Origin of the sequence: Streptomyces sp. R41, assembly GCF_041053055.1 — a bacterium.
Lineage (GTDB): Bacteria > Actinomycetota > Actinomycetes > Streptomycetales > Streptomycetaceae > Streptomyces.
Genome location: NZ_CP163443.1, coordinates 8,656,899 through 8,680,380, shown reverse-complemented (window position 1 = coordinate 8,680,380; position 23,482 = coordinate 8,656,899). Strand labels below are relative to the sequence as shown.

General features: G+C 69.8%; 17 protein-coding genes, 1 tRNA gene and 2 pseudogenes. 13 read left to right on the top strand and 7 right to left on the bottom strand.

Annotated elements, in window-relative coordinates; translation table 11 throughout:
• Window positions 1–206 precede the first annotated feature (206 nt).
• Window positions 207–1,580: a hypothetical protein gene (locus tag AB5J53_RS39380; protein ID WP_369250384.1), complete on the top strand. Its 1,374-nt coding sequence runs from the start codon at window positions 207–209 to the stop codon at window positions 1,578–1,580.
• Between the two features lie 105 nt (window positions 1,581–1,685).
• Window positions 1,686–4,055 (top strand): FUSC family protein, encoded by a 2,370-nt coding sequence (locus AB5J53_RS39375; protein ID WP_369250383.1) that lies wholly within the window; start codon window positions 1,686–1,688, stop codon window positions 4,053–4,055.
• Between the two features lie 210 nt (window positions 4,056–4,265).
• On the opposite strand, the gene AB5J53_RS39370 is transcribed toward AB5J53_RS39375, so the two are convergent.
• Window positions 4,266–6,464, bottom strand: coding sequence for a hypothetical protein (locus AB5J53_RS39370; RefSeq protein WP_369250382.1), 2,199 nt, complete (start codon window positions 6,462–6,464; stop codon window positions 4,266–4,268).
• A gap of 275 nt (window positions 6,465–6,739) precedes the next feature.
• Here AB5J53_RS39370 and AB5J53_RS39365 point away from each other — a divergent pair, with 275 nt between their 5' ends.
• Window positions 6,740–7,654: an RNA repair domain-containing protein gene (locus AB5J53_RS39365; protein WP_369250381.1), complete on the top strand. Its 915-nt coding sequence runs from the start codon at window positions 6,740–6,742 to the stop codon at window positions 7,652–7,654.
• A 79-nt stretch (window positions 7,655–7,733) separates the two neighbouring features.
• Window positions 7,734–7,964 carry a hypothetical protein gene (locus AB5J53_RS39360; RefSeq protein WP_369250380.1) on the top strand — a complete coding sequence of 77 codons (231 nt, stop codon included), beginning with the start codon at window positions 7,734–7,736 and terminating at the stop codon, window positions 7,962–7,964.
• A 2-nt stretch (window positions 7,965–7,966) separates the two neighbouring features.
• Here AB5J53_RS39360 and AB5J53_RS39355 read toward each other — a convergent pair whose 3' ends face one another.
• Both AB5J53_RS39355 and AB5J53_RS39350 read right to left on the bottom strand, forming a co-directional pair.
• Window positions 7,967–8,380: a CoA-binding protein gene (locus tag AB5J53_RS39355; protein WP_369252739.1), complete on the bottom strand. Its 414-nt coding sequence runs from the start codon at window positions 8,378–8,380 to the stop codon at window positions 7,967–7,969.
• Between the two features lie 253 nt (window positions 8,381–8,633).
• A complete protein-coding gene (locus AB5J53_RS39350) occupies window positions 8,634–8,987 on the bottom strand; it encodes a CocE/NonD family hydrolase (RefSeq protein WP_369250379.1) in 354 nt (117 codons plus the stop codon).
• A gap of 238 nt (window positions 8,988–9,225) precedes the next feature.
• Here AB5J53_RS39350 and AB5J53_RS39345 point away from each other — a divergent pair, with 238 nt between their 5' ends.
• Window positions 9,226–10,434 (top strand): Ig-like domain-containing protein, encoded by a 1,209-nt coding sequence (locus AB5J53_RS39345; protein WP_369252737.1) that lies wholly within the window; start codon window positions 9,226–9,228, stop codon window positions 10,432–10,434.
• 61 nt (window positions 10,435–10,495) lie between these two features.
• Window positions 10,496–10,861 (top strand): annotated as a pseudogene (locus tag AB5J53_RS39340) (hypothetical protein); the annotation flags it as partial.
• Window positions 10,862–11,285: 424 nt separating this feature from the next.
• Here the strand turns inward: AB5J53_RS39340 and AB5J53_RS39335 are convergent.
• A tRNA-Leu gene (locus AB5J53_RS39335) sits at window positions 11,286–11,370 on the bottom strand.
• A gap of 301 nt (window positions 11,371–11,671) precedes the next feature.
• On the opposite strand from AB5J53_RS39335, the pseudogene AB5J53_RS39330 reads away from it, so the two are divergent.
• Window positions 11,672–11,878 (top strand): annotated as a pseudogene (locus AB5J53_RS39330) (DUF2254 domain-containing protein); the annotation flags it as partial.
• A gap of 57 nt (window positions 11,879–11,935) precedes the next feature.
• Here the strand turns inward: AB5J53_RS39330 and AB5J53_RS39325 are convergent.
• Window positions 11,936–12,307 carry an ANTAR domain-containing response regulator gene (locus AB5J53_RS39325; protein WP_369250378.1) on the bottom strand — a complete coding sequence of 124 codons (372 nt, stop codon included), beginning with the start codon at window positions 12,305–12,307 and terminating at the stop codon, window positions 11,936–11,938.
• Between the two features lie 414 nt (window positions 12,308–12,721).
• On the opposite strand from AB5J53_RS39325, the gene AB5J53_RS39320 reads away from it, so the two are divergent.
• Genes AB5J53_RS39320 through AB5J53_RS39295 form a run of 6 tightly spaced genes read left to right on the top strand, consistent with a single transcriptional unit; the run spans window position 12,722 to window position 21,581 of the window.
• Window positions 12,722–15,184, top strand: a complete 2,463-nt coding sequence (locus AB5J53_RS39320) for a glycosyltransferase (RefSeq protein WP_369250377.1) — start codon at window positions 12,722–12,724, stop codon at window positions 15,182–15,184.
• On the top strand, window positions 15,181–16,710 hold the full coding sequence (locus tag AB5J53_RS39315; RefSeq protein ID WP_369250376.1) for an ArnT family glycosyltransferase: 1,530 nt from the start codon (window positions 15,181–15,183) through the stop codon (window positions 16,708–16,710). The genes AB5J53_RS39320 and AB5J53_RS39315 overlap by 4 nt, the downstream gene beginning before the upstream one ends.
• A complete protein-coding gene (locus AB5J53_RS39310; protein ID WP_369250375.1) occupies window positions 16,707–17,972 on the top strand; it encodes an alkaline phosphatase family protein in 1,266 nt (421 codons plus the stop codon). Before AB5J53_RS39315 ends, AB5J53_RS39310 begins: the two co-directional genes overlap by 4 nt.
• Before the next feature lie 5 nt (window positions 17,973–17,977).
• Window positions 17,978–18,955: a hypothetical protein gene (locus AB5J53_RS39305; protein WP_369250374.1), complete on the top strand. Its 978-nt coding sequence runs from the start codon at window positions 17,978–17,980 to the stop codon at window positions 18,953–18,955.
• Window positions 18,952–20,115, top strand: coding sequence for an endo-1,3-alpha-glucanase family glycosylhydrolase (locus AB5J53_RS39300; protein ID WP_369250373.1), 1,164 nt, complete (start codon window positions 18,952–18,954; stop codon window positions 20,113–20,115). The genes AB5J53_RS39305 and AB5J53_RS39300 overlap by 4 nt, the downstream gene beginning before the upstream one ends.
• Window positions 20,112–21,581, top strand: coding sequence for a fibronectin type III domain-containing protein (locus AB5J53_RS39295; protein ID WP_369250372.1), 1,470 nt, complete (start codon window positions 20,112–20,114; stop codon window positions 21,579–21,581). The genes AB5J53_RS39300 and AB5J53_RS39295 overlap by 4 nt, the downstream gene beginning before the upstream one ends.
• On the opposite strand, the gene AB5J53_RS39290 is transcribed toward AB5J53_RS39295, so the two are convergent.
• Together AB5J53_RS39290 and AB5J53_RS39285 are read right to left on the bottom strand one after the other, a co-directional pair.
• Window positions 21,571–21,729: a hypothetical protein gene (locus tag AB5J53_RS39290; protein WP_369250371.1), complete on the bottom strand. Its 159-nt coding sequence runs from the start codon at window positions 21,727–21,729 to the stop codon at window positions 21,571–21,573. The two genes, AB5J53_RS39295 and AB5J53_RS39290, sit on opposite strands and share 11 nt — an antisense overlap.
• A 188-nt stretch (window positions 21,730–21,917) precedes the next feature.
• Window positions 21,918–23,474, bottom strand: a complete 1,557-nt coding sequence (locus tag AB5J53_RS39285; RefSeq protein ID WP_369250370.1) for an aldehyde dehydrogenase family protein — start codon at window positions 23,472–23,474, stop codon at window positions 21,918–21,920.
• Window positions 23,475–23,482 lie beyond the last annotated feature (8 nt).

Genomic DNA, 23,482 nt, shown 5'->3' with positions numbered 1-23,482 from the left:
CGCGCCCCAGTCGCCCGAGGACTGTCCGAACACTATGAACAGAATTGATCGAGCCATGGTCCGGTGCGACCCCCGTTCCTAGCATCGCAGCGCAAAGACGCGCCAACGAACGCAAGGGGCCGACCTTGATCAGGCGAAACCCATCACGGCAAGCAGGTAAGAGACGCAGGGGACTTCGCGCGGCCTTGGCCGCCGTCTCTTTGAGCATGACCATCGGCGCGCTCGCCGGCACAACGCCTTCGGCAGCAGACACCGAAGGCCCCGCGACCGTCGCGTGCCCGTCCGGTCTCGATGAAAGCGTCGAGTGCTACACCGGGCAGGGCGCGGACGGCGCCTACTACGCCATCGCCGTCCCCGAGCACTGGAACGGATCACTCGTCGTACATGCCCATGGCGGGCCCGACCTGGGCGACGGCTCCGACCCCGGGCGCAGTCTCGACGACTTGGGCCGCTGGGCGGTCATGGTCGACCAGGGCTACGCCTGGGCCGGTTCGTCCTACCGCCGCGGCGGCTACGGCACTCGCATGGCCGCCGCCGACACCGAGAACGTGCGCCGCCTGTTCGTCTCGCACTTCGGCACGCCGAAGCGGACCTACGTGCACGGCCAGTCCTGGGGCGGAGACGTCGCGGCCAAAGTCGTCGAACTCTATGGGAAGAAGAACGGCCCCTACGACGGGGCCCTGCTCACCAATGGGGTTCTCGCCGGCGGTTCCCGCGGCTACGACTACCGTGTCGACCTGCGAGTGGTCTACCAGTACTACTGCCGGAACCATCCCAGGCCCACCGAAGCGCAGTACCCACTGTGGCAAGGGCTGCGGGTCGACTCCACCATGACCACCAACGGTCTGCGCGCCCGCCTCCAGGAGTGCACCGGCTTTTCCTCCGCCCCGCAGGAGCGGACCGCACAGCAGCAGCGCAACCTCGATGACATCCTCGCCGTCACGAAGATTCCGGAGCGCACCCTGGAGTCCCACCTGCGCTTCGCCACCTTCACCTTCCGCGACATCGTCCACAACCGCCTCGGCGGCCGTAACCCCTTCAGCAACCAGGGCGTTCGGTACTCCGGCTCCCATGACGACAAGGCCCTCAACGCGGGTGTCGAGCGCTTCTCGGCCGACCCGACCGCCGTTCGGGACCTGTCCTACGACAGCGATCTCACCGGCAAGGTCGACATCCCGGTCCTCACGCTCCACGCGATCGACGACCCGACGGCATTCGTCGAACACGAGGCCGCCTACCGCGCCACCCTGCAAGGCAGCCACCGGGACAAGTACCTGGTGCAGACGTTCACCGGGGAACATGACCACAGTCAACTGAGCGACTCCGAATACGCCGACTCCATTTCGGCCCTGGACACGTGGGGGCGTACCGGGAAGAAGCCAACCCCGAAGTCGATCGCGGCGTCGTGCGCGACGTTCGACAGCGTCTACGGCACCGGATGCTTCTACGACCCGGATTTCCACCCCTCGCCCTACGCCTCACGCGTCGCCGCCCGCCCGGGCGGCCTCGACTGGCCGGCCATGACCTCGGCACAGGAGAGAGCCTGGAGCCGTATCGAAGGTGTCGGCATAGCCCCGTAGGACGTCACGCCCCGGGAGGGTGCGCCGACGCGTCAAGCGGCGAGACGCGCCCAGTGGCGGCCCCGCCACGCCGATCACCCGACCGGCGGCGGTCGCTTGCCCTGCTTGGCGTCACTGACCCTGCGCAAGCCCCGGCGCGGGCAGATACTCGCGAGGATGGGGTACGCGGGTGCCGGGCGGCAGGAGGTGTGCGAGCGGATGCGGACATCTGGCCGGGGCCTCACCTGGTTGCGTACGCGCGATCCGGAGCTGGCTGCGACCCGCCGAGCGGCACGCACTGCGCTCGTGATGCCTGCCCTGTTCGCCCTGTGCAGCCAGGTGCTGCACGCGCCGACCATGGCGACCTACGCGGCCTTCGGTTCGTTCTCGATGTTGTTGCTGGTCGACTTCACCGGCCCGATGGTGCAGCGGCTGCGCGCCCACGTGGGCCTCGCGGTGGCGTGGGCGGCGCTCATCTGCCTGGGCACGCTCGTGGCCCGCGAGACCTGGCTCGCGGTCACCGTCACCGTCGTGGTCGGCTTCCTTGTGCTCTTCTCGGGCGTGGTCAGTTCCGTCCTCGCGGGGGCGGCCACCGCCCTGCTGCTGGCCTTCATCCTGCCGGTGACCTCGCCCGCGCCGCTGTCGCAGCTGCCCGACCGGCTCGCCGGAGCGGGCCTCGCGGCCGCCGGCTCCATGCTCGCGATCTCCCTGCTGTGGCCCCGGCCCACGGCCGACCCGCTCTGCGCGCCCGCCGCCCGTGTCTGCCGCACGGCCGCAGCGCAGCTACGCGCCGACGCATCTCATCTGGCGGGAGAGCCCGACGCACCGAGCGCCCAGCAGTGCGAGGCCACCGCAGATCAGGCCACCGCCGCGGCGTCCGACCTCCGTACTGCCTTCGACGCCACCCCGTACCGCCCCACCGGACTGTCCACCAGCTCCCGCGCCCTGGTCCGCCTGGTCGACGAACTCACCTGGCTGTGCACCATCGTGGCCGACAGCGGCCCCCCGGACAGCGACCACGTGACGTGCGACCCCGAGGCGTACGCCGTACGGCGGGTCGCCGCCGCGGTCCTGGACCAGGCGGCCGACCTGCTCGAAGATCCCTACGGCGCACCCGACGCGCTCCGTACCGCGTCGGCGGACCTGGACAAGGCCATGACCGGCATGGAACGCAGCGCCACCACCCGCCTGCCCATGCACCCACCCGGACCTGGCACGCAGTGGGAGCCCCGCGCCTTCATCGAAGTCCTGGACCTGTCATTCCGCGCCCAGGAACTGGGATTCGCGACCCTCCAGATCGCGGGCAACGTGGACCTGGCCGCGGCGGCCCAACGACGCAGCTGGCCGGACCGGATGCTCGGCCGCGAGCCCGGCGCCCTGACCCGCCCTTTGGCCTCGGCCCGCGAACGGGCCGTCGCCCACCTGGAGCCGCACTCGGTCTGGCTGCACAACAGCCTCCGGGGAGCGGTCGGCCTGGGCATCGCGGTCGCCCTGGCGAATCTGACGAGCGTTCAGCACTCATTCTGGGTACTCCTGGGGACCCTCTCGGTGCTGCGCTCGAACGCGCTCAACACCGGGCAGAACGCGGTGCGCGCCGTGGGCGGCACCATCGTCGGGTCGCTCATCGGGGCCGGATTGCTGCACCTCATCGGCCGGCACGGCACCGCGCTGTGGTTCCTGCTCCCCCTCGCCGTACTGGTCGCGGGGATCGCCCCCACCGTCATCTCCTTCGCCGCCGGCCAGGCAGCCTTCACCATCACCCTGGTCATCCTGTTCAACATCGGCCAGAACCCGGACTGGCACATCGCGCTGCTGCGCATCCAGGACATCGCCATCGGCTGCGCGGTGAGCGTGCTGGTGGGCCTGTTCTTCTGGCCGCGCGGCGCCGCGGCCGCCGTGACCCAGGCGCTCGCCGAGGCGTACACCGACAGCGCCCGCTATCTGACCGGCGCGGTCGAGTACGCGGTCGGCCGCTGCGGCTTCAGCCCCGTGCCGGCCGATGTCCCCCTGGAGGAGAAACGCCAAGCGGCCGCCGCGGCCCGAAGACTTGACGACGCCTTCCGCAGCTACCTCGCCGAACGCGGACCCAAGAGCCTGCCGCTCGCTGACATGACCACCCTGGTCACCGGCATCGTCGGACTGCGCCTCGCCGCCGACGCGGTGCTGGGACTATGGCAACGCAGCGGCGAGCAGCACGCCGAAGCGGACCGGGCCGAGGCTCGCCTCGTACTTCTGGGTTTCGCCGATCGAGTGTCCGCCTGGTACCGCGACCTGGCCGCGAGCCTGGGCCGGCAGACCGCACTCCCGGATCCACTGCCACGCAACCCTGCGGCCGAGGCACGCCTGGTCGACTCGCTCCGCCGCGATCTGTGGGACGAAAGCGGGCAGGCCACGGACACCGCCGTCCGCATCATCTGGACCGCGGACCACCTCAACGCCGCCCGCCGCCTCCAACCGAGCCTGGCCACGGCTGCGAGGCCGGACGGTCCGTCCTGAACAGGGAAAGCTTCGGCAGCCTGCTGCCGCTGCTCGGCCGAGCCGGCGGAACCGATCGCGGCACTGGACTGGTTCGTCACCGGCTGAGCATGAGCCGGTGACACTGCCGACCGCTACTGAGCTCCCTTCGCGGGCGGAGTCCCTCAAGGCAGCCGGCATCCCAGTCATGTGGTCACTCGGACGCAGACATCGCCCTTGAGCCCCAAGTCCTCAGCGGCGCCGTCCGCCGCCCCGTCTGCCGTTCTTTCGGTGGCCGCGCTGCTGAACGAGGCCGACGTGGGCCTTGCGCTCCCGGGCCACACCCTCGGCGAGGGCCTGAAGGTCCGCGAGGCCCACCAGGTCCGGGTGAGCGGAGGTCAGAGCCGCCCGGAGGGCTTCTTCGGCCTCGCGACCCTGTTGGCGTAGTACCTCCCTCACCCCGTCGGCGCCGGTCGCCTCAAAGAGCTGCAACAGGCTTTCAGCGACCATGAGCAGGCTTTCCGGCTCCGTGAGGTCCTCGGGGGTGAGAATCTCCCGGCGGGCCAGGAGGCTCAGCGCGGTGGGAGCCAGCGAGGGGTCCGAACGCAGGCTTCGCAGCAGGAGCTCCCCGTCGTCGAGCGATGAGGCGAGGACGTCCAGCATGGCCTCGGCCCGGGTACGGAACGGCATGGACCGCACCGCGCGGACGAGCTGGTCCAGCGCCGCGGACCGGTCGCCGCGGACGGCGATCCACGCGGCGAGCTCCGCCCGGGCGGACTCCGGATCGTAGTGATCGGAGAGGACGCCCAGCACACCGGCCGGCGAGGCCTGGGCAAGCTCGCCGATCAGGGGTGCATCCCGGCCTTCGGCCAGCAGCCGACGGCGCACGGAGTCCGTTCCGAGGTCAGTGAGACGGATCAACTCGACCGGGCCCGAGCTCAGTTCGGACTTCAGTTTGCGGGCCCGCTGGGTGGCCTCGTTGTCCAGCAGAGCGTCACTCAACAGGGCGTCGTCTGGCGCGGCGCCGTCCAACAGGGCGTCACCCGACAGGGTCTCGTCCAGCAGGGCGTCGTCCAGCAGCCCGGCAAGTCCGGTCGGCATCCCTGGCAGTATGCCGGACGGCGTCTCGAGGTCGTCATCGTCCTCGGTCGGTACTCCGGTCCACTCCTCGACGTCGTTCTCGCTCATCGCCAGATCGGCAAAGACGGGGTCGGCCATCCCCTGGCGGCAGTCGATCGCCCCCAGGTCCTCCAAAACACCCAGCACGGTGCGCAGATCGTCATCGGCCTGTTCGAACCCGATGGAGCCCCTGGCGAAGACCTCGAGCGGGGAACTCGAGCGGTAGGCGAGGCGGACGGTGTCCCGCAGCCCGGGCCAGGGCATGGGGTACGGCAGGCTGTAGAGGGTTGCCAGTACGTCGGGCAGGACGATGTCGTACACGTCGTACTCGTCGAACGGCACGGATCCTCCGTACCTGCCGCCGCGCCCGCCCCTCACTGGGCTGGGCAGCTCATGGAACGCGTCGAACGCGCGCCGCCACAGTGCAAGCGGGTCGTTCAGCACAGGCTCGGCCTTGGCCACCGCGTACAGCCTCCCCTTGGCGACTCGTATCAGCCTGGCTCTCTTCGCCCACTCCACAAGGAGGTTGAGGCGCGGCAGGTCCGCGGACGAGCGGACCGAGTCCGTATCGTCTCCGGTGTCCAGCCGCTCTACGAGTTCCCGGGCATCTGACAGACGCAGCCTGCCGGAACCGGTGAGCGTTCTGCGGTCGCGCCCCGCCCACTCGGCCAGGCCACGCAACTGCCGAAGAACCGGTGACCGGCCGGCCTGCTCCCGCAGGACGTCGTCGCCCGGGAGCGCGACCGGAAGCTGAGGCTCGGACCGTACGGGCTCGGAACTCCGCACGTGCCGCTCGACGATGGTCTGATGCACCTCCGGGTCGTAGGGCACCTGGCCACCCTGTGCCCGCCCCACGAAGTCCTGCAACGCCTGCCCGTCGTAGACGTCGACGCCCTGCTCCGCGGCAGTGGTGATCCAGAACTTCGCCAGGCCCCAGAGGCTGCGGTCGGCCATCGCCTCCGCGTAGCGGGGCGCCGCCGCGTCGACGGCCTCCAGCACCTCGGGCAGGGACGCCCCTCGGGGATCGGTGAGATGGACGTCGTCCAGATACCGCAGCAGGCACCGCAGAGTGCCCGGCGCATCGGCGGGCTCCTCGTCGGGAAGTACGGTCACCGTCCGCGGGACCCAGTCGAGCAGGAACTCCTCGATGTGCCGCTGGTCCCACAGCCCCAGCCTGCCGTCCGGCGTACCGAGATGGCGGTAGTCCAGCGCGGCTTCGACGACGAACGGATCGGCGTCGATCCCGTTCTCCCAGGCCCACCGTTCGAACCGGTGGACAAGAAGACCACGAACGGCCTCGTACTCGTTCTCCTCCGCGGGATTGAAGATCATCCGCATGGTTTCCCGCTCTTGTCTTCGCAGGGCTTTGTCTCGTTGCCCACGCTACCGGCCATGACGAACAAGCCGGTCCCAGAACCGACAGCACACCGGGAACGGGTGCCGCAGCACTGCCGCGGGTCCTCACCACACAGGCGCACCGGTTCTCTCTGCCGTCCCCCGTCAGGCACCGCACCTGATGCGTCGCGGTGCGAGCGGAACAACCATCGAGGACAGGGTGGGCGGCACCCTGGAGGAAGAGAAGGTGTGAACGCGGGAGAGGAGGCGTGATGCGGACCAGCGACGAGATCTATCACCGGGTCCGGTGGGACCCGCGGTTCGACCCGGCCCGCTTCGTGCTGGGGATCAGCCAGCGCGGGGATGCCCTCAAACGCATCCCGCTGCCTTCCTTCGTGCCCGGGGGAGACATCCCGTGGCACCGGGTGGTGTTCATCGAGGCGGACGGCGAGGTGGTCTGGGACCGGGCCACGGGTGTGGACCGCATCGACGCGTCGGGCGCCGGCCGGGTGCGGGACCCGCAAGCGGACCTGAGCTTCGACACGAGCCCCGGCTGGGGCCTGCCCGGCGGCACCCTCGACGTGCCCCCGACGGCCCGCACGGCGGTGGCCTGGATTCCGCCTGCGGAGCTGTGGCCGCCGATCCAGGACATCCGCCAGGACTACGATCCGCAGATCCACCGCTGGCCGCCGCACATCAATGTGCTCTTCGGCTTCGTGCCGGAGTCCGACTTCGAGCGGGCTGCCCCGCTGCTCGCCGCGGCGACGGCCGAGACGCCGGTCTTCACCGCCCGGCTGGACGGGGTGCGTACCTTCCGGCACAGGGCGTACTTCACCGTGTGGCTCGACCCGACGGCGGCCGGCAAGGCGCCGTGGGCGGACCTGCACCGCGTGCTGCAGCAGCGTTTCCCGCGCTGTCGTGGGTCCGCCAAGAACTTCGCCCCACATCTGTCCCTGGGCCGGACCCGGGATCCGCGGCGAGTCACCGCCGACTGCGCCACCCGGCTCGACGCCATGACGGCGACAGTCTGGGAACTCGTCCTGCTCTCACGCAGGGGCGACGGGCCGATGCGGCCACGGGCCACGGTCGCCCTGCGCACGGGAACAGTCCGCCGGCTGCCCGCGCCCGACCCCGAAGCGCCGGGCCCGGAGGACACGGCCTGGCTCTCAGAGATCACCGACAGGTGAGGCAATAGCCACGGCAGAGGTTGCCCGGCCCAGACCAGGCCGCGTCCGCTGTCATCGGTTTCGGCGGTACGGCGGACCTGTGGGGGGCCTCGTATCCCGCCGGTCCGACCTGGTGCTCGCCACCATCCACATGATCTTTGGCGACGCCCATGCGGACGGCCGGTTCCTCGACGAGATCGTCACGCACGGTGTCCCGTACGTCCTGGTCAACCGCCGCGCTGGCGCCCAACCCTCGGTGACCTGCGACGACTGCCTCGGCGGCCGACCGGCCGCCGAACACCGTGTGATCGGGCAGTGGCTGGCTGGGTAGCGTCAGCCCAGCCCCAGCCGGGGTATCTCCCGTCCCGGGGAGCGGTCCATCACCATCAGCAGGCCGGCCTCGCGAGTCCTGTCGTAGGCGGCCTCGTCTATGACGCCCAGCTGGAACCAGACCGCCTTGGCGCCGATCACCACAGCCTGGTCGGCGATGCCTCCGGCGAGGGCGGAGTTGACGAACACGTCCACCACGTCCACCGGGAAAGGGATCTCCGCAAGAGAGGCGTAGCCCTGCTCACCGTGCACCGTCTCGGCCTTCGGGTGCACTGGCACCACCCTCTTGCCGATGCGCTGCAGCTTCTCGGCCACGCGGTAAGCGGCCCGTTCGGGGTTGCCGGACAGGCCCACCACGGCCCAGGTGTCTCCGGCAGCGGTGAGAATCTTCCCTATTGTCGCGTCATCGCCATAAATCGTCATGCCCGGCACCGCCGTGCCGTGGTGAGTTCCGCACCAGTTACCGCCAACCGCATGATCATGAGCAGTGCCAGGTCCGTGGCCTTCGTCAGTCGCATGAGTAGACGTTAACTCGGCGGAATACTGTATGCAATAGCACCTCGGGCACCCAGCCCGATCCTGGTGGTTGATCCAGGCCGCGAGGGTGAGCCCAAGGCGCGTGAGTGACCGGTGCGGGTGCGGTCGAATGGGTGGCCCGGGGCACGGTTCTCTACACAGCGGCCGGCACGCCGAAGGCCAGCAGCAAGCCCCGGCCCCCGAAGTCGCCGACGCCTGCGCCGATGGACGGGCGGCACCCCAGAACTACAAGGTCAGGACCCCGTCGCAGCAGCGTCGCCGAGTCAGGCACCTGCATGGAGCCGAAGTAGGGGATGCCGACCATGCCGACGTCGCCGTCACACCACGGCTGCGCGACAACCCACTCGATGAGGTAGTACAGCTCCTGACCCTGGGGCGGCGGCGCGCACCGTTCATGAAGGCGTTGCCGCTGCCCTCGACGCCGGGCTCCAGCTGTGCGGGCTGTCGCCCGTGACCGGCACCACACCCATCGCAGCGTCCCTGCCATGGCCTGCACCGATCGGCGAGAGCAGATCGACTACGCGCCATCCGGCCTTCGAGCAGAGCCTCGGCGACGCTCTCACCGCGCGTGGAATTCGCCACAATTTACTCCCTTAAGGACGGACGAATGCATAAATAGTTCTTTAGAGCTGGTTGCACTCCTCCGGTAACCAGCTCCGAGGATTCAACGACCAGTGGCATGGGAGAAGCGTTTGATCACGGTACGTAAGCGACGCAGCGGGCTGATGGCTACGGCCGGCGTACTTGGCGGCGTACTCGCACTCACGGCCCTAGGCGGTACCAGCAACGCTGCCACCAGCGACAACGACCCTGGGAATGACCCGAAATCGCAGGCGCAGGTAGATCAGACGGGCGCCCAGGACGCTTCCGACGCCCGAATAAAGATCACGCCCGGTCAAGGTGCCTACGACGTCGGGATCAACGGCCCCGTCAAAGTCACGGTGAGCAACGGCAAGCTCACCAAGGTGACCATGACCGCCGTCGCGACCGGTGCCGAGGTGCCGGGCACCCTGTCCGCGGACGGCATGTCCTGGAAGCCGAACGGCCAGCTGGAGCGGGCCACCAAGTATCAGGTCGCCGCAGAGGCCGAGGACGCCAAGGGTCGCTCCGTCACCGGTAACGCCACGATCACCACGGTCTCCCCGGCCAACAACTTCATCGGGCACCTGTCCCCCGAGGACGGCTCGACCGTCGGCGTGGGCATGCCGGTGACGGTCAACTTCGACAACGCGATCAGCAACAAGGCCGCCATGGAGTCGAAGATCCAGGTCAGCTCCAGCAGCGGCCAGCAGGTCGTCGGCCACTGGTTCAACGACAGCCGCCTGGACTTCCGCCCCAAGAACTACTGGAAGCCCGGCTCCACCGTCACCGTCACGCTCAACCCTTATGGCATCCAGAAGACGGTCACGTTCAAGATCGGCCGGAGCCAGATCAGCACGGTCGACGCCAAGACGAAGCAGATGACCGTCGTACGGGACGGCAAGACGATCAGGACCATCCCGATCTCGTCCGGCAGCCCCGAGCACCCGACGTACAACGGTCAGATGGTCATCTCCGAGAAGTTCAGGCACATCCATATGAACGGTGCGACCGTCGGCCTCACGGAGAAGGACGGCAAGCCCTCGTACGACATCAAGGCCGTACCGCACGCCATGCGCCTGACCGACTCGGGCACGTTCATCCACGGCAACTACTGGGGTGCCGACTCGGTCTTCGGCAAGGTCAACACCAGCCACGGCTGCGTGGGCCTGAAGGACGTCAGGAGCGGCGGCGACAGCAGGCAGCCCGCCGCGTGGTTCTTCGACCACTCGATGATCGGTGACGTCGTGATCATCAAGAACTCCGCGGACAAGACCATGTTGGCCCCGGACAACGGCCTCAGCGACTGGAACATGCCGTGGAGCGAGTGGGTCGCGGGGAGCGCGACCAGCTGACGCCACGTCACTCTGCAGGCATCTGAACCTGAATCCCTCTCGCCAGGCGGCGTCCGACACCATGTCGGCCGCCGCCTGCGGCGTCAGGGCGCTCGAACAGCCCTCGCCCCGGGGAGTCCTCGCACGCCGTACAAGGCCGCTACACCTCGGCGGGCGCCCGCCCTACGGCTACCAGGTCACCGACGCCGGCCCCCACCCCAACCCCGCCAAGGCAGCGGCCGGACAACACCTGCACAAACTCGAACTCGACCCCGCAACCGACCCCGTCGTGCTGCGCTTGTTCACCATGTACGTCGACGGCATGAGTGACGAGGCCATCGCCATCCTGCTCAACCGCGAGGGCATCTCCTGCCACTCCGCCCACGACGCGGCCAGGAATGCGCACCGCACGAAGACCGGATGGCAGGCCGGTGCGGTCAGAGCGATCCTCATCAACCCCCGCTACACCGGCTACGAAGTCTGGAACAAACAACGCAAGGAAGAACGCCTCATCGACGTCGACGACGTCACCCTCGGCCACCGCACCACCATGACCCACAACCCCAGCGACGAAGCACTCAGTCACGCGAGCATCGCAGCCAGTGCCGCACAGACCGACACCCTCGAGCAGACCCAAGCCCGCCAGGCCACAAGAGAGTGCGAGCGACGGCTCACCCGCTACCAGGCCGCCCTCGACGCCGGAGCCGACCCAGCCGTCGTCACGGGGTGGATCAACGACGCACAACACATCCAAACCGCCGACGCCGACACGAAAGAGCCCCTCTACGACGCCCTGGGCATCACGATCACCTACGACAAAACAACGAGGACCACGACCGTAAGGTCGAGGCCCTCGATTCCGTTACTACAAGTGTCCGAGGGGGGACTTGAACCCCCACGCCCGATAAAGGGCACTAGCACCTCAAGCTAGCGCGTCTGCCATTCCGCCACCCGGACTAGGTGTCTGTCGCCTGGACGGGGGCGTTCCCCGCGGCGACGTGGACAACAATACCAAGGTTTCGGGGTGCCTTTCACCTGCGTATCCGGGTCGCCAGAGAGGATGCGCGGGACGAGGTGGGGGTGCGCCTACAGTCTCACCATGGGTGACTGGCTGACTACGACGGGCCTGCGGGGAGGGCGGCGACCCAGGGCGCTGTCGCCGTGGCGGGAGCATCTTCGGGACACGTTCTGGTTCGCGCCCACCGCGGCGATGGTGCTGGTCTTCGTGGTGTGGGCGGTGGCGTCGGAGGTCGACACCGAGATCCGGGGCTGCGCGGCCGGCAGTCCCCAGGTCACGCGGCGCATGCTCGCCGGGCTCGACGATCTGCTGCTGGTGGCTCCCGCGGACCGGCGCGAGCCACTGATGCGCCATCGCGAGCTGCTGACACAGACCTTGGAGCGCACGGTCCCCGCGGCGGCGGACCGCGCCTTCGCCCTGCGACCCGACCGACAGGGCATCGGGTAGCCGGCCTGTAGCCAGTCGGGGTGCTCCCCAGCCCTGGCCCCGCGTCGCGGCCCGGCGTCACGTCAGCGGATGCACCCCAACATCCACCCCACCCGTCCCGAACCCCTCGGCGAAGTCCGCCGCCACCGCCCGTACCTTGCGGTGCTGTTCGCGGGAGAGGGCGACGAGCATCTGGAAGGCGGTCGCCTCGTCGCAGCCGCGGCGGGCCATGAGGATGCCCTTGGCGCGTTCGATCAGAGCGCGGCCCTCGAGGGCCTCCTTGAGCTGGCGGTTCTCGGTTCTCAGCGCCTCCAGGTCGTCGATCATGGCCAGGACCGCACGCATGGCGTCCATCAGGGTGACCGTGTGGTCCCGCGTGGAGAAAGGCGGCGCGCCCCCGGGCGCACCGGTGGGGGCCTCCGGCATGGATGCTGTTTCGTCGGAAGGCATGCGGGCCATGGTTGTCGCGGAACCGTGGCTTCAGCAGGGCCTCCATGAAGAATGCGCAGACTTTCACCTCCATGCAATAGATGCGTAGATCTGACTACGTCTGACCGGGGCAGGTGGGACGGCGAGCGACTCAAGGGGCAATCGGGAAGCAACTATGGTTAACAGCAGGCTAATTGCCCTCGGATGCGAGCCGAATGCCGGGCGAACCATCCACGCCCGCTGCTAGCCTCTGGCTTCCGCTCCTGACCGTGGAGCCAGGTACGTCCCGTACCTCTGGCACGTCCTGTACCTCCCCGCGCCGCGTCGAGACCGTACGCCGCGAGGGTCACCGCTCACTTCTCCGCCCGTGCCCTCGGGCGGTTTCGGTGTCCGTCGCGCTGTACCGCCGGCGGGCACGCGTACAGGGGGGACTCCATGGCGCATGTCATCAATTCCCGTACGGATGCCCGCGAGGGGGACCGTCCGGAACATCCCGGTGTCCAGGATCTCGGCGGCGGTGCGCACGGCGACGGTGCCGCGCCCCGGCTGACCGTCCTGGTGCCCACGCGCAATGAGCAGGAGAGCGTTCCGCTGCTCCTCGACCGGCTCTCACCCGCGGTCGCGCCGCTCGGCGCGGAGATCCTTTTCGTGGACGACAGTGACGACGGCACGGTCGAGGAGCTCGCCGCCCTCGCGCCCGGCAGCCGTGTCCCGATCCGATTGCTGCACCGCCCGCCGGGTCTGCGCGGAGGAGGTCTGTCGGGTGCGGTGGTCGCCGGCATCCGTGTCGCGCGCGGTGACTGGGTCCTCGTCATGGACGGGGATCTGCAGCATCCGCCGGGAGCCGCGGCGCTGCTGGCCAGGACGGCGATGCGGGAGGGCGTCGACATCGCCGTCGGCACCCGGTACGCCGGGAACGGCCAGTCCGAAGGGCTTGCGGGCGCCGGTAGGCAGGCGACCTCGTCGACCGCGACACGCGTGGTCAAGGCGGCGTTCCCGCGTCGGCTCGCCACCGTCAGCGATCCGCTCAGCGGCCTGTTCGCCTTCCGCAAGGACGCGATCGACACCGACCGGCTGCGGCCCGTCGGCTTCAAGATCCTTTTGGAGATCCTGGTACGGCACCCGGCGGCCCGGGTCGCCGAGGTCGCGTACACCTTCGCGCCCCGCGAGGCAGGCCACTCCAAGGCCTCCCTCCGGGAAGGAATCGCCTTCGTACGCCATGTCGGGCGGCTGCGCCGCGGAGTGGCGGGCGGGCAGCGGCAGCTGCTGCGGATGACGGCGTTCGGAGCGGTCGGGCTGTCCGGGGTCGCGGTGAACACGGCCGCACTGTGGTTCTTCTTCGATCTGCTCGGCGTCCATCACCTGGTCGGCGCGGCCCTGGCCACGCAGTTCTCGACCGCCTGGAATTTCGTCCTCACCGACGCCGCCGTATATCGCGGAGGGCAGCGGAAAGGCACCTGGTACGGGCGAGCGGGCCGGTTCTTCGCGATGAACAACCTGCTGCTCGTGGCCCGTCTGCCGCTGCTGCAGTGGCTGGTGCTCGCGGGCATGGGCGTGCTGACCGCCAACGCCCTCACGCTCGTGCTCCTCTTCGTCCTCCGCTTCCTGATCAGCGACCGCATGATCTACCGGGGCGGCGAGACGAAGGTCCGACAGCGTGATCCCGTACGGATGTTGGTGGACCCGGACCCTTATCCGAACGCGGAGAGCGCCGAAGTGCCCAGCCGTAAGCGGTCCGTCTACCTGCCCTATCGGTACGACGTCGCAGGCACCGTCACCATCGGCTCTCAAATCCGTCTGCCCGAGCTGGAGTTCTTCCGCGCCCAGTGGATCCCGGACGCGGAGGTCGACATCGCGGTGCGCGTCGGTGACGTCGGCCGGCGCAGGCCGCGGCGGCGGGCCGCGCTGACGGAGGACCGCGGCGAGTCGGCGGCGCTGCGCTACGAGGAGCACCTGGGCCGGTTCGGCGCCAACTTCCGCGTACGGCTGGGTCCGCCGATCACGGTAGAGGTCGGTCCGCTGCTCGCGCGCTCCCCGCATGTCGTCTACACGAACGTAGTCGAGGCACTGCTGCGATTCGTACTGATCTCACGCGGCAGGATGCTGCTGCACTCGGCCTGTGTCGAGCTCGACGGGCACGGCGTGATGTTGTCCGCGCTGACCGACACCGGCAAGACCGCGACCGTACTGCGGCTGCTGCGCGAGCACAGCGGGCGGTTCCTGTCGGACGACATGACCGTGGTGGACCCCACCGGGCGGGCGGTCTGCTTCCCGAAGCCGCTCACCATCAGTGCGCACACCCTGCGCGCCGTTCACGCCGAGGATCTGACCAAGAAGGAGTGGCGCCGGCTCAACCTCCAGTCGCGGCTGCACTCCAAGGGCGGCCGGTCGATCGCGCTGATGCTGGCCCGCTTCAACCTGCCGATCATGGGCATCAACGCGATCACCCAGATCCTGGTGCCGCCGCCGAAGTACAGCGTCGACCGGCTCGTGCCCTGCCGGCTCGGGTCGAGCGTCGAGGTGAAGGACCTGTTCGTCATCGAACGCGGTGCGCCGGCGTTGTACGACCTCGATTCCGCCGAGGCCTTGGAGCGGATGCTGGTCAACACCGAGGACGCGTACGGTTTTCCGCCGTACCGCTATCTCGCGCCGGCGCTGCGCATCGACGGTCTCGATCACGCCGAACTGCGTGCCCGTGAGCGGGAGATACTCGCCGGATTCCTCTCCGGCGTCCGCACTCGCGTCCTCGCGTCGGACTGCTTCGGCTGGGCTGACGAGATCCCGCGGCTGCTGGCCGGAGAGCGGAACACCGCGCAGGTACCCGGTGAGCGGCACAACGGGCAGGTGCAGGTCGACGCGTGGCCTCGCTGGGGGCTGCTGCCCGGCGCCGCCGCATGACCGAACGGTCCGTGCTCCCCTCGGGAGCGCCCCGCACCACCCCGGCGTCGGCCCCCTCCGGCGCCGGGGCCTCCCTGCGCCGCGCGGCACCACTGACCGCGGTGCTGCTCGTCGCGACGTTTCTGCGTCTGTACGGGCTGACGGACACCGGGTTCAACAGTGACGAGGCGGTGTACGCGGGCACGTCGGCCTCGCTCGCCGGAGACGACCAGCTCGGTTCGCTCTTCCCGGTGTTCAGGGCGCATCCCGTGCTCTTCCAGTCGCTGGTGTCGCTGGCGCTGCGGGTGCACGAGAGCGAGTGGGCGGCGCGCGCGGTGTCGGCGCTGCTGGGCGTGGTGACGGTCGCGATGACGTACGGGCTGGCCCGCAGACTGTACGGACGGCGGGCCGCGCTCGTCGCCGCGCTGCTGCTCGCCGTCATGCCGTACCACGTCGTGGTGAGCCGCCAGGTGCTGCTCGACGCGCCGATGACGCTGTGCGCGACCGGTGCACTGTATTGCGTCGTGCGGTACGCGGAATCGCCCGCGCAACGCTGGCTGTTGGCCGCGGGCGGCATGCTCGGGCTCACCGTGCTCGCCAAGGAGACGTCGATCGTCTTCCTGGGTTCGCTGTACGCCTTCTTCGCGCTGACCCCGGCCGTGCGCACGCGCTGGCGGCATCTGCTGCCCGCGCTGGCGGCGATCGTGGTGGTGGCGGTGGCGCATCCGCTGTCGCAGGCGGTCGCCGGGCACTCGAAGGCGGGCGGGAACTATCTGCTGTGGCAGATGTTCCGGCGCGCCAACCATCCCTACTATTTCTATGCGCGCGAAGTTCCCTGGGCAGTGGGCCCGTTGGTGGTCGTGGCCGCCGTCGCCGGGCTGGTGTGGCTGCGGCGGGAGAACACCTGGCGGGAGCGGCTGCTGGTGTGCTGGGTGGCCGTGCCCGCGCTGTTCTTCACGGTCTGGCCGGTGAAGGGCTTCCAGTATCTGCTGCCCGCCGCGCCCGTCTTCGCGGTGCTGGCGGGACGTACGCTCACCTCGTTCCCGCGGGTCGTGCGCGCACAGCGCGTCGCCGCCGCTGCCGCCGTCTGCCTGGTGGTCGTCTCGCTCGCCGTTCCGTCCTGGTCGCGGACCGCGCCGCAGACCGGCACCCGGTTTCTGGCCGGGACCGGCGGGCTGCCGGGCGGACGCGAGGCGGGGCTGTGGGTGCGCACGAACGCGCCCGAGGGTGCGCGGCTGCTGGCCATCGGCCCTTCGATGGCGAACGTGGTGCAGTACTACGGACTGCGGCCCGTCTCCGCACTCTCCGTCTCACCCGATCCGGCGCGCCGCAATCCCAGCTACCGGGCCGTCGAGAACCCCGACCGCGCCTTGCGGGACGGCCGCTTCCAGTACCTGGTGTGGGACGCGTACACCGCTCGCCGTACGCCCTTCTTCACCGCCAAGTTGCAGGAGATGGTGGGGCGTTACCACGGAGACGCTGTGTTCACGGCGCGGAACGGGGACGGGGTTCAGGTCGTGATCGTCTACCGGGTGAGGGCGTCATGAAAGCTGTTTTCGTGGCGGTGGTCCTTCTGTTGCTCGTGGGAAGCGGCACCGCTTCGGCATCGACTCCGGTCACCCGTACGCCGATTGAGCACTTCGTCTACCTCATGCAGGGCGACCGCACCTTCGACCACTACTTCGGTACGTATCCCGGAGCCGACGGGCTACCGGCACGGGCCCGCCAAGCTGTCGACCTGAAGCATCCGGACGACGGACTGGTGGCGCCTTACCCCCTGCACGACGCCACCCCCGTGTCGCCCGGCGCCGGGCCCCGGCTGGTCCAACAGCAGTACAACGGTGGCCGGATGGACTCCTTCGTCGCCGCCTTCGAGCGGCAGGGTCGGGACGGGCGCGTGGCGATGGGCCACTACGACCGCCGGGACCTGCCCTTCTACTGGAACGCGGCGGACCGCTACGAACTCTTCGACCACTTCTTCGCGTCCTCGCTCGACGGAACCCGCGCCAATCGCGCCCAGTGGGTGACCGGCGGCCCCGACCTCGACGGGCCGACCATCTTCGACCGGCTCCAACAGGCAGGCGTCAGCTGGAAGTTCTACGTGCAGAACTACGACCCGAAGAAGACCTACCGCACCACCTCCCCCACCGACCCGGCCACCCAGACCGTGCGCGTGCCGCTCCTCGACATCCCGCGCTTCGTCGACGATCCGAAGCTGGACTCCCACATCGCCGATCTCGGCGAGTACTACCGGGACTTGGACCGCGGGACGTTGCCCGCGGTCGCGTACATCGCGTCGTCGGGCGCGGGCGAGCGGTCCGCGCGGTCCATCCCGGCTGGTCAGCGGCTGGTGCGCGAGCTGACCTCGCAGTTGATGGTCAGTCGGTACTGGCGCTCTTCGGCACTGTTGTGGTCCTACGACGGGTCCGGGGGCTGGTACGACCACGTGAAGCCACCGGAAGATCGCGGGCTGCGGGTGCCCGCGCTGCTGGTCAGCCCGTACGCGGCGCGTGGCAAGGTGCAGCACAGCGGGTACGAGGCGGCCAGCGCACTGCGGTTCGTGGAGGAGAACTGGGGTCTGCGGACGCTCGGCGGACGGACGACCGAGGTGCGCAGTCTGGCCGATGCCTTCGACTTCCGGTCGCCGCCGCGCCGGGCCGAACTCATCCCCCACGGCGCGCGCGAGGCCGCCCTTCCCGTGGCCCACCGACCATCGCCCATGCCCGTGTACGCGGTGTACGGCGGAGCCTCGGCCGTAGTGGCGCTGCTGCTCTGGGGGGCGGTGCGACCCAAATGGCGTACATCATGAGGTGGTTGGCGCTACTGGTCATCACCTTGGGCTGTTGGCTGGTGCCGACGCCCGCGTTCGCCGCGGGCCCGGTCACCGTCACCGTGCGCACCACGCCTCAACTGGCCGGAGTGCGCTTCGCGTTCGACGGTCGGACGGCTGTCACGGGTGCGGACGGGACGGCACGGTTCACGGGCGAGCACGACTTCGGCGGACACACTCTGGCCGTTGACGACAGTGAACTGGGTTCTGCCGGGCAGAAATTCAACTTCGCTCGGTGGGCCGGGCAGCGGGATCCCGACCAGGCCTTCCGGCGCACGGTGCAGGGACTGCCGCTGCGCGCCGACTACACGGTGACGGCGGCGTTCACGGCGCGCTTCCGGGTGACGCTGCGCTGCGTCGACCAGGACGGGAAGCCGGTGCCCCGGACGCTGGTGCCACAGGTGACCGTACGCAGTGACACGGGTCGCACGCAGCGGCTGCCGGTGGGCCGCCCGGTCTGGCTGGACGGGCTGCGGCCCGTGTACCGCAAGAGCGTGCTGACCTCGCGCAGGGTCGGATACGTACTGCTGTCGGCCGACGCATACGGCGCGAACACCGTGGACGCCGGCCGGCAAGGGTTCCGGCCCGCCGAGGAGCGGACGGTCACCTTCACCACGCCCTTCCACGATCTGACGGTCTCGGCGCGGGACGCCGTGTTCGGTTCGGCGGCCGGGAGCACCGCGCAGGTGACGCTGCCTGACGGATCCGTACGCGCCGTCCCGTTCGGCACCGACCGAACGGCGACGCTGCGGGGTCTGCCGCACGGGCAGTACGAGGTGGAGGTCACCGGTGGCAACGGGCTGCGGGCCGCGCAGCAGATCCGTCTGTCACGGACGCAATCGGTGCAGGTTCGGGTGGTCAGCCGGGCCGATCTGGCCCTGACCGCCGGGGTGTTGGCGACGGTGGCGCTCGGTCTGCTCCTCGCGGGGCGGAGGCTGCGCAGAGGGCGGGGTGGGGTGTGAGACGAGCGGCGCTGGTGGTGGTCCTGGCCCTGGTGATGGCCGGGCTGCTACCGATGCCCGTCCTGACCTCCCCCGCCCTGAGGGCGCCTGCGTCGGCGGCGCAGGACCGGACGCCGCCGTTCACTCTCGCACCCCCGCACAGGGCGCCGCTCCTCGCGTACTACTACCAGTGGTTCGAGCGCTCCTCGTGGCAGCGGGCGAAGACCGACTACCCACGCCTGGGCCGGTATTCGAGCAACGACGCCTCCGTGATTCGTACGCACATCGCGTGGGCGCGGTCGGCCGGCATCGACGGTTTCGTGGTGAGCTGGAAGTCCAGTGCCGTCAACAACCGTCGGCTGGAGCTGCTGTTGGGCGAGGCCCGGGCGCAGGACTTCAAGGTCGCGGTGATCTACCAGGGCCTCGACTTCCACCGGCGCCCGCTGGCGACGGCACGCCTCGCGGCCGACTTCCGGCTGCTGCGCGACCGCTACGCGCGGGACCCGGCCTTCTTCCGCCTCGGTGGCAAACCGCTCACCGTGTTCAGCGGCACCTGGGAGTACGCGACCGCGGACATCGCGCGGATCACCGGGCCGGTGCGGTCACGGCTGACGGTCCTCGGCACCGAGAAGAACCCGGAGGGCTGCCGCAGGCTGGCGCGGGTCACCGACGGGGACGCGTACTACTGGTCGTCGGTGAACCCCGACACCAATGACCGGCACGAGACCAAACTGCGTGCCATGGCCGAGGCCGTGCACCGGGCGCACGGCTACTGGATGGCGCCGTTCGCGCCCGGTTTCGACGCACGGAAGGTGGGCGGCACGAGGTCGGTACCGCGTGCCGGGGGTCGGACTCTGCGCGCCGAGTACGCCGCGGCCGTGGCCTCCGAGCCGGATGTGCTCGGGCTGATCAGTTGGAACGAGTTCAGTGAGAACTCACATGTGGAGCCGTCGGTGGAGCACGGCACTCAGGCCTTGGACGAGCTGCGCCGACTGCGTGGCCTGCCCGCCTCCGCCTCGCCGTCGGTACCGCCCCCGGCCTCGGGGACCGCCCGGCACCAACCCCTCGGCTACTGGCCGGGGTTGCTGCGGATCCTCGGCTGCACCGCGCTGCTGGTGGGCGCGGTGGCGGGGCTCGCCCGGCTGCGGGGCGTCAGAACCAGAAGGGAGAGAAGAACATGAGCAGAGGTTCGCTGACCAGAAAGACACGACGCACCGCGCTCGCCCTCGGGCTGGGGGTGAGCGCGGCGCTGTCGTTCGCGGCTCCGGCGCACGCCGATCTCCCGGGAACCGACCCGCAGTTGACCCGGGCGCCGTATCTCGCGGACGCCACGACCACCTCGGTCCAGGTGAACTGGGCGACCACGACGCAGAGCCGCGGCTCGGTCCGCTACGGTCCGCTGGGCAACTGCTCCGCCCAAACCACGGCTTCGGCGTCTCTGGGCAGCCCGATCACCGTCGGATCGACCCGCGAGTACGCCAACACGGTGACGCTGACAGGACTGAGCGCGAGCACCGGCTTCTGCTATCGCGTCTACACCGGCTCCGGAACCGACCTGCTCGGCACCCTGGCCACCCCGAGCTTCACCACACCCGATTCGGCGTCCTCGTCCGAGCCCTTCACCTTCGCGGTACTCGGCGACACCGGCGAGACCACGAACAGCGGCGTCGACGACGGCTCGGTCAACGTGAACCAGGCGAACGTGATGAGCCTGATCGGGTCGAGCGGCGCCCGCTTCGTCGTGCAGACCGGCGACAACACCCATCCCGGCACCTCGCAGACGCAGTACGGTGACCTCAACCAGACTGGCCCCGAGGTGAGTTCGTGGTTCGGCCCGTCCTATTGGGCCCAGCCCGGCATGCGCATCCCTCTCATCGGCACGGTCGGCAACCACAGCATGACGGCCACCTATCTGTCGGTGTGGAAACAGTCGGCCTTGACTGCGGCATCGGGCGGCGTGTTCTCGATGGTCGACTATCCGTCGTACCTCGGCTCGACCGCGATCAGCTATCCGACGACGTACTACGCCTTCACGACCGGCGGCGTCCGCTTCTATGTCCTCGACACGGCGTGGGGGAACTCCAATACCGGTTCCGCGACGGGCGGTTCGTGCGGTTCGCACTGCGCGATCTATGAGCAGGACGCGCACGCCCACTGGCAGAACGGGTCCGCCGAGTTCGAGTGGCTGAAGGCGGACCTCGCCGCGCATCCGACTGGTCCGAAATTCGCGTTCTTCCACTTCCCGCTGCGCTCCGACAGCGCGAGCGAGCCGAGCGACGCCTTCCTCGCGAACGTCGAGCAAACGCTCCTGGACGGCGGCGTCGACCTCGTCTTCAACGGCCACTCGCATCTCTACCAGCGCAACTCCGGGGGTGCGGGGCGGATCGTCTCCTACGTCACGGGAGGAGGTGGCGCCGATGTCCACTCCGTCGGCGAGAACGGCTGCTCGGCGACCGACGCGTACGGGATCGGCTGGTCCTACAGCCGCAACCGCGGCTCGGCCTGCGGCGCCGCGACCACTCCGACGGACGACGCACAGGTCTACCACTTCCTGAAGGTGACGGTGGACAGCGCCTCGGTGACGGTCGCGCCCACCAACTCCCTGGGGCAGACCTTCGACGTGCAGACCTACACGGTCACTCCGTGACCCGCTCGTCCACTGCCAGGACTCGCAGGGCTCGTACAGGCCTGGCGGCCGCTTCCTCGTCCAGCGGGGCGAGGAAGCGGCGCTCCATGTCGCGGCGCGTCCGCTCCGCGCGGCGCAGGCAGTCCCGGCCCGCGACGGTCAGCTCCACAATGTGTCTCGTACGACGACCCCGGCGCCACCCGTGCGGTGGTCGCCGAGCTCGTCGGCGTCGGCGTGAGCCATGTCGTCCCCAGCCTGCCGGCGCCCTGTCCGACGGGCGTCGCGCACTGGCCGGCGGACGAGATCACCGAGCCGGTCGTCGGGCGGCGCCCCGCAAGGGCGCCGCCCGGCCTCATCTCACGGCATGAGGTGGTAGTCCGGGAAGTTCCCGGGCAGCCGCTCCCCCGCCGGCCCCTGCGTCACCGCGCGCACCAGCAGCTCGCCGCCCACGAAGGCACCGCGCCACGACGCGCCGAAGCCGCCGAAGAGTTCGTCACGGTCGCCTCGGGAACGGGGCTTGCCGCGGCCGACCTTGAACGCGCGGATCTGCGGGGCGAGTCGGTCGTAGGTCGCCTCGTCGTCCGTGGAGAGCGTGGCGACGAGCGCGCCGTTCGACGCGTTCATCGCGGCGAGCAGCTCGGCCTCGGTGTCGACCAGGACGATGGTGTCGACCGGGCCGAAGGGCTCCGCGTGGTGCAGCGGAGAGGACGGCGGGGGGTTCAGGATCGTGACGGGCTGGACGTACGCCGCCGTGTCCTGGCCGGGCAGGAAGCGCGCGTCGGACAGTTTGCCGCGGTGCAGCGGGACGGCGCCCCGGTCGATGGCCTCGGCGACCTGGTCGTGCAGCTCCTTGGCCTTCGCCGCGTTGATGACCGGACCGAAGTCGAGTGTCGGGTACGGGTCATCGGGGTGCTCGACCGCGAGCGGGTGACCGACCCGCAGGGTGCGGACGGCCGGCAGGTACGCGGCCAGGAACTCGTCGAAGAGCTCGCGCTGGACGACGAAGCGCGGGTAGGCCGTGCAGCGCTGCTTGCCGTAGTCGAAGAGTTTGGGGATGACCGCGGTCAGCGCGTCCCAGTCGGTGTAGTTCCAGATGCCCCAGGTGTTGAGTCCTTCCTGTTCGAGCACATGCCGCTTGCCGAGGTCGGCGACGGCGGTGGCCACCGCGGCGCCCGTGTCACGGCCGCCGACGAAGGAGACGCAGCCGATCTCGGGCGCGCGGACGAGCGCCTCCGAGAGCTCGCCGCCGCTGCCGCTGACGAGGGTGACGGGGATCCCTTCGCGCGCGGCGAGCGCACTGGCCAGGGTGAGGCAGGCGACGCCGCCGTCGGTCGGGGTCTTGGCGATGACCGCATTGCCTGCCAATGCCTGTACCAGCATCGCGTGAACGAGCACGCTCATCGGGTAGTTCCAGCTCGCGATGTTGGACACGGGACCGTCGAGCGGGGCCCGGCCGTCCACCATGGGCTCGATGCCGTCGACGTACCAGCGCACGCCGTCGATCGCCCGGTCCACGTCGGCCTGCGCGAGCCGCCAGGGCTTGCCGATCTCCCAGACGAGGAGGAGGGCGAGCAGTTCGCGGTGCTCGGTGAGCGCGTCGAGGGTGGCCGCCACACGGGCGCGGCGTTCCTCCAGGGGCACGTGGCGCCAGGCGCGGTGCTGGTCGAGCGAGGCGCGTACGGCCTGCTGGGCGGTGGCACGGTCCAGACGCGGCGGGCCCGCGATGGGGCTGCCGTCGACGGGGCTGGTGGCGGGCAGTGCCCGGCCGTCCGCCTGCCAGGCGGCGGCCCAGAGATTGAGGACGCGGTCGTCGCGGAACGCCTCGGGAGCGACGGCGAGGCACCGCTGCCAGGCGTCGGTCCAGGACGTACCGGACTTCATGACGAGGTTGGTGGGGTTGAGGGTGGTTGCCATTCGGTGTC

What these genes read in the sequence shown, in the direction of transcription:
- AB5J53_RS39350 (WP_369250379.1), bottom strand. Translation starts at nt 8,987, where the DNA reads ATGGCAGGGACGCTGCGATGGGTGTGGTGCCGGTCACGGGCGACAGCC.
- AB5J53_RS39320 (WP_369250377.1), top strand. Translation starts at nt 12,722, where the DNA reads ATGGCGCATGTCATCAATTCCCGTACGGATGCCCGCGAGGGGGACCGT.
- AB5J53_RS39380 (WP_369250384.1), top strand. Translation starts at nt 207, where the DNA reads ATGACCATCGGCGCGCTCGCCGGCACAACGCCTTCGGCAGCAGACACC.
- AB5J53_RS39365 (WP_369250381.1), top strand. Translation starts at nt 6,740, where the DNA reads ATGCGGACCAGCGACGAGATCTATCACCGGGTCCGGTGGGACCCGCGG.
- AB5J53_RS39315 (WP_369250376.1), top strand. Translation starts at nt 15,181, where the DNA reads ATGACCGAACGGTCCGTGCTCCCCTCGGGAGCGCCCCGCACCACCCCG.
- AB5J53_RS39325 (WP_369250378.1), bottom strand. Translation starts at nt 12,307, where the DNA reads ATGCCTTCCGACGAAACAGCATCCATGCCGGAGGCCCCCACCGGTGCG.
- AB5J53_RS39285 (WP_369250370.1), bottom strand. Translation starts at nt 23,474, where the DNA reads ATGGCAACCACCCTCAACCCCACCAACCTCGTCATGAAGTCCGGTACG.
- AB5J53_RS39370 (WP_369250382.1), bottom strand. Translation starts at nt 6,464, where the DNA reads ATGATCTTCAATCCCGCGGAGGAGAACGAGTACGAGGCCGTTCGTGGT.
- AB5J53_RS39310 (WP_369250375.1), top strand. Translation starts at nt 16,707, where the DNA reads ATGAAAGCTGTTTTCGTGGCGGTGGTCCTTCTGTTGCTCGTGGGAAGC.
- AB5J53_RS39345 (WP_369252737.1), top strand. Translation starts at nt 9,226, where the DNA reads ATGGCTACGGCCGGCGTACTTGGCGGCGTACTCGCACTCACGGCCCTA.
- AB5J53_RS39295 (WP_369250372.1), top strand. Translation starts at nt 20,112, where the DNA reads ATGAGCAGAGGTTCGCTGACCAGAAAGACACGACGCACCGCGCTCGCC.